Raw genomic sequence first — 13,106 nt, 5'->3', positions numbered from 1 at the left:
ATACCCCCCTTGAAATAAACAAGTATTATAAAAAGAGACTGTCCAAAAGAACAGCCTCTAAGTTACTTCCACTCCACCAAGATTAGAATAAATAAGTTTATATTTTAGTTGCCAAGAATATATTTGACAGCGCTTTCAGCTTGTGGAGCGACTCGAAAAATAAATCGTTTATCCTCCTTCATACAAGCTAACCAAGATTGTAAATAAGCTGCGGAGTTGTGCAAAAGATTTTCCTTCTGAATTCCTGTCAAAGCAGCAAGAACACAAGCCCCAAGTTCAGCTATTAATTCTTCCTCAGCGTAAATCATTTTATTTTTTTGCTTCATCTGGAGAATTCCTTTTCGTGCCAACCGAGAACGATGCCCAGTCCAATGAATTAGTTCATGAAAGAGAACTCTGTAATAAGCTTCAGCACCATGTGCTACAAATTGTTGGAGATTAGGCATATTGATATAATCTAGAAGAGGTGCATAGTAAGCTCTATTTTCAGATGAAAATAGAATTTTAGGAGCTTCTTCCATTGCATCAAGCAGTGATTCACAGTGCTCAATTGGCCGAATCTCTTGTTTTTCAAGAGTTGGCTTTTCCCATTCAATGCCTTCAATGCAACTGATATTAAAAACAGTATATCGCTTTAAATAAGGACGTTTTTGAATTGGAGTTCCATTTTCTTCCGCCGTTCGTATCTCTGTAGCAGAAAGCTTTTTTCCATCTTCATTTGTACAATAAAAATTGACGTAATAAATGTATTCCGCTTTTGAACCTTTAATGATTTTTCCTCCTAATTTTTGAATTTGTTTCCAAGTCAAGTAATACGGCACTTCATATTCTGCGATAAAGTTGAGCAAGAACCAATTGATTCCTGTGTATTGGTGTTTGGTGAAGAAGTTCTGGGCAAATCCGTATTCAGAAGTTTTGAACAGTTGTTTCCAAGGAATGGTACCGTTTTCAAGTAATTGGATAAGTTTATCGGTTACTTCTTGATACACATCTGTATCCAAAGCATTCTTTTTATTTTTTTGCATATCATCGTTGTTTTGATAAAAAATGTGGTGGGAATGTGAAATAGCAAAAACAGCCCTCGAAAAGAGAACTGTAATCGGATGATAGCATAGATAGGAGGGAGGGCGAAAAGAAAATGATTGAAGTCTATCTCTACTCTAATAATTGCTTTTGAATGCTTTTTGCGATGACAAAGGCAAGTTGGACAGGAACAGCATTCCCAACCATTTTATATCCCGTTGTTAAGCGGTCATAGAAAAAGAGAAAGTTATCTGGAAATGTTTGTATTCGAGCACATTCTCTGATGCTTAAACGACGATAGAGCGATTCTTTTTGTGGTAAAAAGGTGTATGTATCTTTTGTTTGTTGGATCATCTTTGGAGCTTGTGGATGAATAGGAGCATGCCTTCCACCTGCTTGAATGGTAAAGCTTTGTTGGTTCCATGTTCGGGCACGGTTTCGAGAAAGGTAACGGGAAGAAAAGTCCCCTGTCATATATTCATGATTGGGAATAACGCATCGTTCCTTGTTAGAGTGATTGTTTGCTTTTCCAGACAGAACGTTTGTTTGAAGGTCTTTTATTGCTTGGTGAAGTGTGACTTTAGAAGGAAAGGGGGTGGGAAACTGATACCTTATACCAAGGTCTTTTCGGAAACCAACGAAAAATACTCTTTTTCTGTCCTGTGGAATTCCATAGTCTGCGGCATTAAGCATTTTTACGCTGAGTGTATACCCAATCTGATTGAAAGTGCTACAGATATTTATAAAGGCTGTTTTATGCTTTCTCTGAAGTAATCCACTGACATTCTCCATCACAAAAAAGCGAGGTTGTTTTTCTTTCACAATGCGAATGAACTCATAAATAAGTTGTCCACGTATATCTTGTATGCCTTTTGCCAACCCTGCTTGACTCCAACTCTGACAGGGTGGACCTCCAATAATGCCATCACAGTTGGGGATTTCATGAGCTGGGATATAGGTTATGTCTCTTTTGTCAAGGATTGTTTTGGGGTGGTTGTAACGATAAGTTTTCCAAATGTCTTTCTCTCTTTCATTTGCCCAGATTATGGTAAATCCAGCATTTTTAAAACCCAAATCAAAACCACCAACACCTGCAAAGAGAGAAATGACATTCATGTAGAAAAACAACAAAATATCCCCCTTCACATAGAAGGAGGTTAGCTTAAATAAAAAGAAAGTCATTTTATTTGAACGACTTCGTTTGGGAGCTTAGCATAAAAGTCTTCTTTGCCGAAAAAGAAAATGGCATCCTTCTACAAAAACAGGATAACAACAACTGTGACACCCCATTGCAGACTAATCTATAATCAGTTCCATAATAGGCAGTGTTGTTATCCCACCATTGATTGGAACTGTGTGCTAGAAGGGCTTGGAGATATTACGATGTTAACTCGTAAATAAAGATTAGCTCGAAATTGTAATGAGGTGTCTTTACTAGTGTAGGCATTCATTGCTCTTTGCCAAGTAAAAAGTAACAATTCCGATTTATGAATAGAGTAGGAATCTTGCATGAAATGGAATCACCATATATATATATACGACTATTTTGGAGGGAAGGTATGTAATAGAAGACTTTTATTTAACATAAGAAAGATTATAGGTAAAATTGAATGGTACTGAAATAGATTGACTTCTAGTTTATAAAGTATTGAAAATAAGTTAAATGTGTAACACTAGTAAAAATAACTAAAAAGAAAACTAAGTATTTAGTCCTAAAATAAGTTAACTAGTTTAATCAATATTTTATAAAAGCTTAAAAATCAATAGAATGTATGCTATTAGTAAAAGTCAACCCAAAAGAAAACTAAGTGTCTTAACTCGAAAAAAAGTCGTAGAATACTGGCTTTCAGGTATCAAAGATGAACGGCGTATTCGTCAAGAGTATGGAGTTGATAAAAAAATGTTGCAACAGTTGAACTGTTGGTATCGTAAAATCAAGGAGAAACAATACACTCCATCAAAAATTCATCTCAAAAAGCCTATAAAAATGAAAAGTGAGAAAAAAGCAATGCAAGATCGTATCAAAGCCTTAGAAAAAGAAAATGCAGCTTTGAAGAAACAGTTAGACTAGTCAGAACTAAAGAGTTATACCTATGAAACAATGATAAAAATTGCAGAAGAGGATTTTGACATACCTCTGCGAAAAAAGCTTGGAGCCAAACAGTTCAAGAAGTGAAAAAAAGCCGCTCAAGAGCTTCTGTGAAGCAAATGAGTGGATTGTTTGGCAAGACTAGACAGGCGTGGTATAAGGCAATACAACGATCAGAGCGGCAACAAATGCAAGCCTTATTGGTTATTCATGAGGTAAAAAAATCCGAAAGAACCTCCCCCGCTGTGGTGTCAGAAAACTATATTATTTGCTAGGTGATTTTCTAAGGCAACATCACATTAAATTGGGCAGAGATAAGCTATTTGATTTATTATCAGAGCATAATCTTCTAATCAAGCGAAAGAAAACAAGGCGAACAACTTTTTCTTATCACCGTTTTAGGAAATATCCGAATATCATTAAAGAATTGAAAGTGACACGACCTAACCAATTATGGGTCAGTGACATTACTTATATTTCTTTAGGAGCTAGTTTTGCTTATTTAAGTCTAATTACAGATGCTTATTCTAGAAAAATTATAGGTTGGTCTCTGCGAGAAGATCTAGGAACAGCAGGACCATTAAATGCCTTGTCGCAGGCTTTAAAACAGCGAAATGTAAGCCAACCATTAATCCATCATTCCGACCGAGGATTGCAGTATTGTTGTAACGCTTACATTAGAAAATTGAAAGCAAACAAGGTTCGCATTTCTATGACAGAAAACGGAGATCCTTACGAAAATGCACTTGCAGAACGAGTACACAGGACACTCAAAGAAGAGTTTTTGTCTTATTATTTTTACTTTAATTACGAAGAAGTACAAGCTGCTATAGCCAAAGCGATCCGTTTGTACAATCACTTGCGGCCTCACTTGAGTTTAGCCTATCAAACTCCTGCTGCTATACACGAAAAAGAACAAACCTATACACATTTTATTTAGATGAAACTCCTCTCCTTTTTTGGTAAAAGGAGCTTTCATCTAAACAAAATTCTCGCTTTTATTGATTTTTTTCAAAAAAAATTATTGACTTTTTCCGAATAGTTCAAAGGTTGTGTTGTTAAATGTATGATGGAAGTTCATTGAAATAAAAGACAAAAATTTTAAACAAATGCTATTGATACTTAAGTTTCTTAGAAAACTTGGTAGTTCTTCGGTGAAATCGTGCAATTTTAGAGCGAATAAGAGTATTAATACCTTCAATATCTTTAGTAAAAGATTTACCAATAATATGTTGATAATAAGGTAAGACCTCTTTAAAACTCTTAAAAGCATCTGTACAGTAAAATTCAATTTCTATATCTAGACACTTTAATTGTGTCATTAAATATCGAAGTTGCTTTTTTGTACGTTTGCCCATTGTTACAGCTAATATTTCTTTGGTCTCAGGAGCGTAAACGTAGAAAATCCACACTTTTTTACCTTTCTGATTCACAAAGGAATATAACTCATCAATTTGCACTTTTTTATACTTCTTTTGTCTAGGAGTAATTTTAATTTTTTCTCCTTGCTCTAATATAAATCGAAGAGTAGTTTTAGGACTAATTCCAAATATTTTGTAACAATCTCTAATACCACTACCATGTAATAAAGAACTTTGTAGCTGGGCTTTCATACTTGGATCTGCTCCTTGGTATAAATATTCAGCTTGAAATTGTTTGCCACAATTCTTACACAGAAAGTTTTGTCTTCCTGTGGTTTTTTTCCCGTTTTTAACGACCTTTGAATTGTGGCAATGAGGACATTTTATTTGTATAGATATTGAACACATCTTACAAATATAGTCTTCATTGTCTTTTTTTCTAACTTATCATACAATCTACATCACTACCAGTTCAAAAAACAAGATGTGTCAACTTTTTTCAGGACGATACACTTATTGTAGAAGATTTGAGGCTTGAGGGAAGAAAAAAGCATTTTGTGTGAGCAGGTATTTGAGTAGAATTATTCCTGCTCTTACTTTTTGTCAGAAAATTTTCTCGCACATGTTTGTGCGTTTTTTTATTCTTCATTTTCTGACCTATGAAATCTCTTATAGTTTGCCAAACACTTTATGCCGAAAGTACAGAAATTGGTTCTGGTGCTTTTGTTGCTTTAGACAAAGCAACACCACCCATTATTAATTTGCTTAAAAGATCTTACTTAAATGATCCACAAACTCTGATAGGTGACATTCCCTACTTATTCTCTCTTTAGAACTGCTATTTCTTGAGACAAGAAGAAAGAGCATCAAAAAGAAGCGTTTTTCTATTTTTCAAACTCTTTTACACAACATAACCAACTTTGTACTTTCTGCTTTTTCTTTCTAACAAAAATCGTAATAGTTTGTCAATGAATCAGTGTATTACTTTAGATCAATAAGACTTTGATAAAGTCAATTCCCAAAGCCTTTAGAAGTACTGCTGTAGAACGAATTTATTATCCTATAAAGGATTATCTATAGGGTGGTTCTATATTGATTTATAGGGCTTCAATATATTAGCCGATCAAGTATAATTGGTGTTTTCAGAAACTTTTCATATTGTGTACAGTGCACCAACTTCATGATGTTTTGCAATACTCTGTTTTGTTCCTACCTACTAAACCTGCCTTATTGTATTTGGGGTTTACTTAATAGCCTTTAAATAGACGATTTGTAATTATTGGGGAATTTTACTGAAAGATTTTTTTGCAGAAGATGAGTATAAAATGTAAAACTTTGTTGTATGATTGATGTGAATAGGATTAAACAAGTTGGTACTAAATCAGCGAATTAATTGAAGAAAACCTTTAGCATTATAGCTATTACCCTCAATATCCAAATAGGAAATAGCCCAAGAATAAGTACCTTCTACAGAATCTTGTCCATTGAATTTACCATTCCATCCTTGTGATAAATCACTTGTTTCAAATAGCTTTTGCCCCCAACGATTGAATATGTATAAAGTAGCTTCTGAAATCCGTTCTGCTTTTCTAGGGTAGAATAATTCATTGTGTCCATCTCCATTAGGAGTAAAAATATTGGGCATTTCCAATAGAGGAAAGCAATCTTTATGTTCAATATATATAGGACTAGTTCGAAAACAGCCTTCAATAGTTACATTAACGAAATGTTGCCCTTCTTCAGATACTAAATTGATTGCTTGAGAAGATAAGTCAGACCATTGATAGCTTGCATTAGGAATCGTTGCATCCAATTCTAAAGTATCTCCTAAACAGATTGTTGTGTCTCTTGGAAAAGGATGAGGAGGAAACTCTATATAGTTTATAAAAATGGTGTCTTTTAACGTATTACAAAATGGATGCTTGACTTCAAGACTATAAGAACCTGTAGTTGTAATGGTTTGCATCGAATCTGTTAAACCATTATTCCAAAGATAAGTAGCATCTGTTGTATTCAAGCCTATGTTCATAGTTCTTGGTGCGCAAAGTATTGTATCTTCACCTAAATTTAACTCATTAGGACATTCCAAAGAAAAGTTATCTACTTGTAACCAATGTAATACAGGGGTAACTAATGAATCTGCTTCCCCTTTAACAGTAATAAAGTTAGCATTAATAGGCGCTATAAATTTAATAATTCTTCTCGTCCAAATTTGGTCAATAGGTGTTGTGGTTGTATGAATCAATGTTCCAAAGCGATTGATAGTATCTGATATACCGATTTGGGTATAAGATACAGGACCATATTTTAAGCAGCCTCTATCATGAAATGTAAGAACATATTCATTTCCTGCAATCAAAGGAGAAGATAACTCCATTGATATAATATCTGTTCCATCTGAAGTTAATGCCACAAACCAATCTCCTTTTTGAGCCAACCCACAATATTTTTTGCTCTTGATAATATCCATATTCTCTCTATGCCCAAAAGCTACTGTATGAGGCATTTGACGAGTAAAGGAGTTATTAGAAATATTAATCTGATCTTCTACAGCTGTTGTTAGTTCAAAATCTCCATTTAGAAAGGTTTGTGCAAAACTTAAAACAGGAACTATGAAAACCAAAAGTATAATAATGTATTTCATTTACACATACATTTTTATGATTCAATTGCAAATAAGGTAAAATATAAAATACCTCTTGATTTAGATTTATCAAGAGGTATTTATAAATACTCTCAATTAGAGAGTAACATGTGTTCTCCTAAAACAAATATAGCATGGTACTCTGAACTCAAAAACTCACCAATACTTTCTTTATCTAACTTGAAGTTCCATTGTTGATTTTTACTAGAACTATTTTCTAATACTTTTTTATTATTAAAGTTAGCTTGAGTAATGGTCGAGTTAACTAGTTCTTGGATAAGTTTATTTTTAGTGATTGAAACTATTAGCGAATGCTAGAACACTATTTTAGTTGAGTGCTTTGTTCTACTCTAATACCTGCATTTATTAAATTTTCAACCAATTTAATAAATACATTATGATTGTCAAAATGATAGTAGCCCTTGTTATGATCGTATAATATAAAACTACCATTAGCTTTTCTTACAAGATAATAATCATTAATATTTTCAAAAATATACTTGAAGTTATTCATTGATATATCCTTGTTAAGTCCCACTTTTTCTTCCAATAAATAAACATTATCAAGAGTAACTCCATTATTTTCCAAAAGTGTACAAAATTCATCAAGTTCTGTATAATCATTAAACTTATAATCAAAGATTATTGGTGCTTTTTCACCAATAGAGAGACTTTGGATAAATTTAATTGGTTTACCTAGCTTTTTACTCAGTGCTTTAATAACTGCAATGTTTTTTAAGTGTTCCTTCCTTAATACTAAATTAAACTGATATTTCATTGATATATTATTGAGGTGGTGTTACAAGTTTATTGGTCTTTAAATCAATATATCTAGAGAAAGATTGAAATGTGGTTTGCCCATGACCATAAATTTTAGTGAATTTTTGAGGAGAACCAAGACTAAACAACTTTTTCATAAAAATGTGATCTGCAGATGAACCTATCAGTCGAACTCCATAAGGATGAGTATGTCCTATTACAATAGTTCGCTTAGTAAGTTCCCCAAGATAAACACCAGTTTGAGTGCCAGAATAAAGTGTATAAAAACCTCCTCTTCCATTTTTTCCCGCTCCCATTGTGTAAACTAATGCAAATTCCACAGGTTGAGAATTTGCTAAAGATAACATTTGCTGATCTGTTAGGCCTACTTTCCCCAAATTCCAACCTTTTGACCCTAGATACCTTCCAGATCGAAGAGCTATTGTTTGTGAAACAGACATGCCTCCAGCATAAGTAATTGTGGTTGCAGCCTCAGCTGCGTTTGCTGCTCCACTTTCTCTAGGCATACCCATAAAATAGGTAGGAAAAGTAACAACAAACCAACCAACTTCAGATTGTGTTTTATGCATACTTTGGATCATCCTTTCTTTAAACAGCTCATCTGCTAAATTAGAATATCCCGCATTTCTAAGTGATTCGCGATATTTCTCTGCAGCCTCATCTGTTGGTAAGTCCAAATGATGACGCATAGCTTCTTTTTCAAACTCTTCTCTAGTAAATACTTGAACGTTTTTCTGTTTTTTAACAGCTTCATCGGTTGATTTAGGTGTAATAGAAGCAATGCCATCACCTCCTGCTAAAAGAGGCTCATCTTTTTCATCTAAAATTATATTTCCTTTTTCATCTAAAAGAGGTTCTCCTTTTTTAGGATCATTCCCTTTTCCATCTTCGCGATTTAAACCCAAATAGTCAATATTCGCAATCGGACTGTTCCCTGCAAAAGCATAAGGAGTTTCCCAAGGTGTCATAGCTGTCAACGGGTCAGTACTGAGGAACCTTCCTAGTCTAGGATCCTGCGTTCTAAACTCAAAGGCAACACTTTGCCCGCCCATCCATTCAGCATCGGTTAATTGCCCATTAAAGCTGTCGTGACTATAGCTTCATAATACTCTGCAATACCATTGTTATCGTTATCTACCCCTATCTTTTTGTCTGAGAAAGTGGCTAGAACATTCCCCAAGGTGTAACCTTTTGCTATTTTTTGTGGAGTTGTGCCTCTGGTACAAAAGCTACTGGACGTAATACTAGATCGCTACTCTCTCGGTGAAATACCTTTTATCTAAATTTTATTTTATCAAAAAAACTTAACTCTTTATATTTAGTAGATTTATATCCTTTAGGTAAAGGTATTTTTAGTGAAAGTAACTCATTAATTATATTGATTGCTTCATTAAAAAGATAACCTTCTCTAGTACTTATAAGTTTATATTCTGAATTTCTACTCTTTATAAGAACTGAGTCTAGACCAAATGTGAATTTTCCTATAGGGTTTAGCGAATAACAATACTCTCCTTTTTCTGTAAATTGTTTGACGTCTATTTTAATACCTGTATTCAGCATTAACCTTTCAATAAAAAAATTTAAATCTAAACTCTCAGCTTTAAATTGGACAGTACAAGCCATAACTTTATTTTTTGCTAAAAATTGATAAATATTTTGTTTTTAAACCAATACCTAAAGGTGTAGAACTAATACTAGGAAAGAATCTAAAACCTCCTGCTCTTAGTGTACTTTTACAAAAAGCTGCACAATTATTATTTGTAAAAAAACCAAACATTGAAACACGAAATCTTCCAGCTAAAACTTTTTTACTAGCAGATGCGAACATTAAATCTGCTGTGCTTTTCGAAACTTTAAAGCTGCTTGAGAATGCTACATTTCTAAGGTCTACACTATTTTTTAATATATGAGCAAATCCATTTGCCCCTATTACATTGTTAAAGTCAAAAATATCATCTCCAATTTGTATAGCGCTATGATAGCCTTTACTATCAATAATAGGTACTTTATTTCTAAGTTTTGCATTCCATGTATGGATAGTAATTTCAACTACATCTGCTCCTCTTGATTCTTGAAAAACCTTTCCTGCATTAGTCGATTTGGCTATTTTACTAGCTTTAGAGGCGACCATAGCACCAGAAGTAGGCAATGCCCATCCAAATTGATGCCCTATTAAGTAAAATCTTTCAGCCCAACTAATATGAAGTTCATCAGGTAAGTTGCTTTCTGCTAATTCTTGCAATCGCTGCCAAGTCTCCCATTCTGTTTCAAATGGATTTCCAAAGAAAAGCCATTTTTCATGTTCTGTCATTTCCCAAATATAGCGTCCATCAGGCAATGTATCCTTTTTAGAGTTTTGGGCAGAATTTAACTGTTGATTAAAGCCAAAAGAATTACCTTGGACATTAGGACTACTTTGATTACTCCTCAAAGGCGGATCTTTAGCATCTTCTACAATATTAACCATTTGCCCAAAACTAATAATATCACTAGGAGCAATACTAACGGGGTTTATTTCTACAGGAGGTTGAGCCTCCAAAGGCGGAGCAGTTTCTTCTCGAGGTTCTCCTGCTTTTAACCCAAGATAATCAATATTAGCAATAGGCGAATTATCAGCAAAAACATAAGGGCTTTGCCAAGGTGTCATAGCTGTCAACGGGTCAGTGCTGAGGAACCTTCCTAGTCTAGGATCCTGCGTTCTAAACTCAAAAGCAACAGACTGCCCACCCATCCATTCAGCATCTTGGAGTTGCCCATTAAATCCAAAGGAGTAATTTTCAGAGTTCAATTTACGATTCGGCATTTGCCAACCGAACGGATAATAGTCAGAAGCTGTGGTTACAATAGCCTCATAATAATCTGCTGAAGTGGAAATGATATTATTAACTTGCCCGAGCTTTTTATCACTGAATGTTACGAGTACATTCCCCAAGTGGTTGCTACTCTCGTAATGTTCTACGCACTATTTTTTAGCTCCTCTGCATACCCTTGTGGTACGCTCTGTACAGCTTTAAAGATATAGCTTTTTATTTCAATTGATATTATATCAGTTGAAAAAAATAGCTATATAAATTAAAAAAGGGAAAGTGGTAGGTCTCGTCAGAAGTTGCTGTCCATAGCTACGCCAGTATTTAAAATATCCTTCGCTAGTCGCTCTGTCTGTCACAGCTTTGGGCTTACATATTCCTCGTCCTGCTAGTTCTCATCCTTATACTATTAATATAGTACAAGCACTCCACTAGCCTAGTAGGCGTACCGCTTGGGGAGCCGCCTAGCTGCGCTAACGCTTGCATAAAAAATGTGGCTATCCAACGTATTAACATACTTTCCTGTATAGCACTAGTCGCTCCATACGCTTACGGTACGCCAGCCGTAAAGGCATTTTGTCCTCGTTCTTTATTACAGCCTAGACGGCTGCAAGTTTTAATTATTTGTCAGTCGTGGCAAACACTCTTTCCCCTCGCTACGTCTGCCAAAAATTAAAATCAAAAGAAAGGATGCAACTGCGTAAAAGTTGCTCGTAAAGCCTCGTGGTCCTCTGCTTGATATGCCTGTGTGGCTCCCAAACGATGATGCCCTGCTAAATATTGGGCATGTAATATCCCTAAGTCCTTTATCCAATGGGCTATACGGCTATTTCTAAACTGCTGTAGATTGATAAATGAAATAGCTAAATTGTGCTTTTTAAGCTCTCTTTTTACCTGCGCTTTCCAATGGCTGTGCCTGTTTTGTAAATGCTTTGAGCCTTGATAATCTAACAAACTAACTTCTAAACCTTTCCCTTCTGTAAGCTGCATTAAATCAAGAACTTGACTGGCTTCTAAAGCAATCGTCCTAGTTTCTAGACGACTTGATGGGATGGTAATTTCTCCCTGTTGTAAATCAAGATGCTCCACACAAAGTAAAGGCAGTTCATGAGTCGATAAGCCTTGATAAATTAACAAACTCAAGGCTACTTTACTTACTAAGCCTAGTCGTTTATTTTGATGATAAACTACCGCTATTTGTTTCAATTGAACTGCTGTCAAAATTGGTGGCTTATTCGGCTGCTCATAGCCTTTTAAGCGAAAGTCTTGGATTGGATTTTCTACGCCTAAATAATTGTAATATTGTTGGATTCTTCCCAACAAAAGAACCATCGTACTGCGCTTTGGTTTGCTTTGTTGTTTGTCATTTATATAGCTTAATAAATCGTTGTAATCTAAATCTTTAGGAGCTTTATTTTTCAATTGAAAATATAAGTTAAAGGCTTTTTCAAAGGATAAATAACGTTTGATTGTCGAAGGACTAAATTCTAAGTTCTGGAGATAGTTTTTAAAGCTCATAACTAATTGGATTATAATGTAAATATCGAGTCGTAGATTCTATGCTACTGTGTCCTAAAAAACGACTCACTTCCTCTAATTTCATCCCTTTTTGAACTAGCTCTGTAGCAATGCTATGCCGTAAAACATGCCAACACAAAACCGCTCCAAGTCCTGTTCCTTCCTGCCATTGGTGTAATTGTTTCGCTAGTAAATGCGCTGCATTGCCACCTCTTTTGCCAATAAAGAGCTTGTTTTGATAGCTTTCTTTTGGAGTACATCGTTCTTCATTAATGTAATTTACCAAAGCTTCTAATTGCTTTTTAGACAAGGGCAAAAAACGTTTTCTACCTCCTTTTATTGTTGCTACAGATAACAACTTTTGACTGATGTTTAAGTCTTTTAATTCTAAGTTTAAAGCCTCTGCTCTTCGCAGCCCACAGCCATAAAACAAAGCCCAAAGTGCTTGATTTAACCAGTAGTTTTTTTGTTCTTTTTTTAACCAGGTAGCAATTGTTTTTAGTTGACTTTGATTTAAAGCTTTTCTACGATTATCGATTGGTTTTATTTTGTGTAGATAAGCTTGTATTTTAAGTCCTTGTACTTGTTTTAAATACCGACAATAGACCCAAACACCCCAATATAATTGCCGTTGATAAACTAAGCTATAACCTTGATTCGATGCCCAAGAAGCGAAGTGTTTTAGAGTTTCGGTAGATAGTTCTAAAGACTGTTCGTTTAAGTAGTTTTCTAACTGATTTTTTAAGCTAATCAGCGTTTGGATGCTGCGGTATTTGTAGTTTTGTAGCTCCAACCATTTTTGATAAGTGATTGTATTTTCCATAGGGCTTGTTCATATTTTGTGGATAGTGGATACAAAGGCACTTTTCTAGGTTTTATCGTAT

14 protein-coding genes are annotated in these 13,106 nt (G+C 34.7%); 4 read left to right on the top strand and 10 right to left on the bottom strand.

Going from position 1 to position 13,106, the window contains the following annotated elements:
* Positions 1-104: 104 nt before the first annotated feature.
* Both QP953_RS28385 and QP953_RS28380 read right to left on the bottom strand, forming a co-directional pair.
* Complete coding sequence (locus QP953_RS28385) at positions 105-1,025, bottom strand: zincin-like metallopeptidase domain-containing protein (RefSeq protein ID WP_309555634.1); 921 nt, start codon at positions 1,023-1,025, stop codon at positions 105-107.
* 130 nt (positions 1,026-1,155) lie between these two features.
* Positions 1,156-2,205, bottom strand: a complete 1,050-nt coding sequence (locus QP953_RS28380) for a DNA cytosine methyltransferase (RefSeq protein ID WP_309555633.1) — start codon at positions 2,203-2,205, stop codon at positions 1,156-1,158.
* Positions 2,206-2,791: 586 nt separating this feature from the next.
* Between QP953_RS28380 and QP953_RS28375 the strand changes: the two genes are divergently transcribed.
* The 3 genes from QP953_RS28375 to QP953_RS28365 all read left to right on the top strand — a co-directional run bounded on the left by QP953_RS28375 (position 2,792) and on the right by QP953_RS28365 (position 4,052).
* Positions 2,792-3,094 (top strand): hypothetical protein, encoded by a 303-nt coding sequence (locus QP953_RS28375; protein ID WP_309555632.1) that lies wholly within the window; start codon positions 2,792-2,794, stop codon positions 3,092-3,094.
* Between the two features lie 101 nt (positions 3,095-3,195).
* Entirely contained in the window at positions 3,196-3,387 is a 192-nt protein-coding gene (locus QP953_RS28370) for a hypothetical protein (RefSeq protein ID WP_309555631.1), read from the top strand.
* Positions 3,381-4,052 (top strand): IS3 family transposase, encoded by a 672-nt coding sequence (locus QP953_RS28365; protein ID WP_309555629.1) that lies wholly within the window; start codon positions 3,381-3,383, stop codon positions 4,050-4,052. Before QP953_RS28370 ends, QP953_RS28365 begins: the two co-directional genes overlap by 7 nt.
* Positions 4,053-4,224: 172 nt before the next feature.
* On the opposite strand, the gene QP953_RS28360 is transcribed toward QP953_RS28365, so the two are convergent.
* Positions 4,225-4,881: an IS1 family transposase gene (locus QP953_RS28360; RefSeq protein ID WP_309555628.1), complete on the bottom strand. Its 657-nt coding sequence runs from the start codon at positions 4,879-4,881 to the stop codon at positions 4,225-4,227.
* Positions 4,882-5,132: 251 nt separating this feature from the next.
* Here QP953_RS28360 and QP953_RS28355 point away from each other — a divergent pair, with 251 nt between their 5' ends.
* Positions 5,133-5,306 carry a hypothetical protein gene (locus tag QP953_RS28355; RefSeq protein WP_156039936.1) on the top strand — a complete coding sequence of 58 codons (174 nt, stop codon included), beginning with the start codon at positions 5,133-5,135 and terminating at the stop codon, positions 5,304-5,306.
* A gap of 548 nt (positions 5,307-5,854) precedes the next feature.
* On the opposite strand, the gene QP953_RS28350 is transcribed toward QP953_RS28355, so the two are convergent.
* The 7 genes from QP953_RS28350 to QP953_RS28320 all read right to left on the bottom strand — a co-directional run bounded on the left by QP953_RS28350 (position 5,855) and on the right by QP953_RS28320 (position 13,045).
* Entirely contained in the window at positions 5,855-7,117 is a 1,263-nt protein-coding gene (locus tag QP953_RS28350) for a gliding motility-associated C-terminal domain-containing protein (protein ID WP_309555627.1), read from the bottom strand.
* 322 nt (positions 7,118-7,439) lie between these two features.
* Positions 7,440-7,895: a hypothetical protein gene (locus QP953_RS28345; RefSeq protein ID WP_309555626.1), complete on the bottom strand. Its 456-nt coding sequence runs from the start codon at positions 7,893-7,895 to the stop codon at positions 7,440-7,442.
* A 7-nt stretch (positions 7,896-7,902) separates the two neighbouring features.
* Positions 7,903-8,949, bottom strand: coding sequence for a hypothetical protein (locus QP953_RS28340; RefSeq protein WP_309555625.1), 1,047 nt, complete (start codon positions 8,947-8,949; stop codon positions 7,903-7,905).
* 223 nt (positions 8,950-9,172) lie between these two features.
* Positions 9,173-9,520: a hypothetical protein gene (locus QP953_RS28335; RefSeq protein ID WP_309555624.1), complete on the bottom strand. Its 348-nt coding sequence runs from the start codon at positions 9,518-9,520 to the stop codon at positions 9,173-9,175.
* Between the two features lie 4 nt (positions 9,521-9,524).
* Positions 9,525-10,829, bottom strand: a complete 1,305-nt coding sequence (locus QP953_RS28330; protein WP_309555622.1) for an RHS repeat-associated core domain-containing protein — start codon at positions 10,827-10,829, stop codon at positions 9,525-9,527.
* Positions 10,830-11,382: 553 nt separating this feature from the next.
* On the bottom strand, positions 11,383-12,222 hold the full coding sequence (locus tag QP953_RS28325; RefSeq protein WP_309555620.1) for a hypothetical protein: 840 nt from the start codon (positions 12,220-12,222) through the stop codon (positions 11,383-11,385).
* Positions 12,212-13,045: a tyrosine-type recombinase/integrase gene (locus QP953_RS28320; RefSeq protein ID WP_309555619.1), complete on the bottom strand. Its 834-nt coding sequence runs from the start codon at positions 13,043-13,045 to the stop codon at positions 12,212-12,214. The genes QP953_RS28325 and QP953_RS28320 overlap by 11 nt, the downstream gene beginning before the upstream one ends.
* Positions 13,046-13,106: the final 61 nt, after the last annotated feature.

Origin of the sequence: Aureispira sp. CCB-E (assembly GCF_031326345.1) — a bacterium.
GTDB lineage: Bacteria > Bacteroidota > Bacteroidia > Chitinophagales > Saprospiraceae > Aureispira.
The sequence above is the reverse complement of the archived record's forward strand: the minus strand, read 5'-3'. Positions and strand labels throughout refer to the sequence as shown.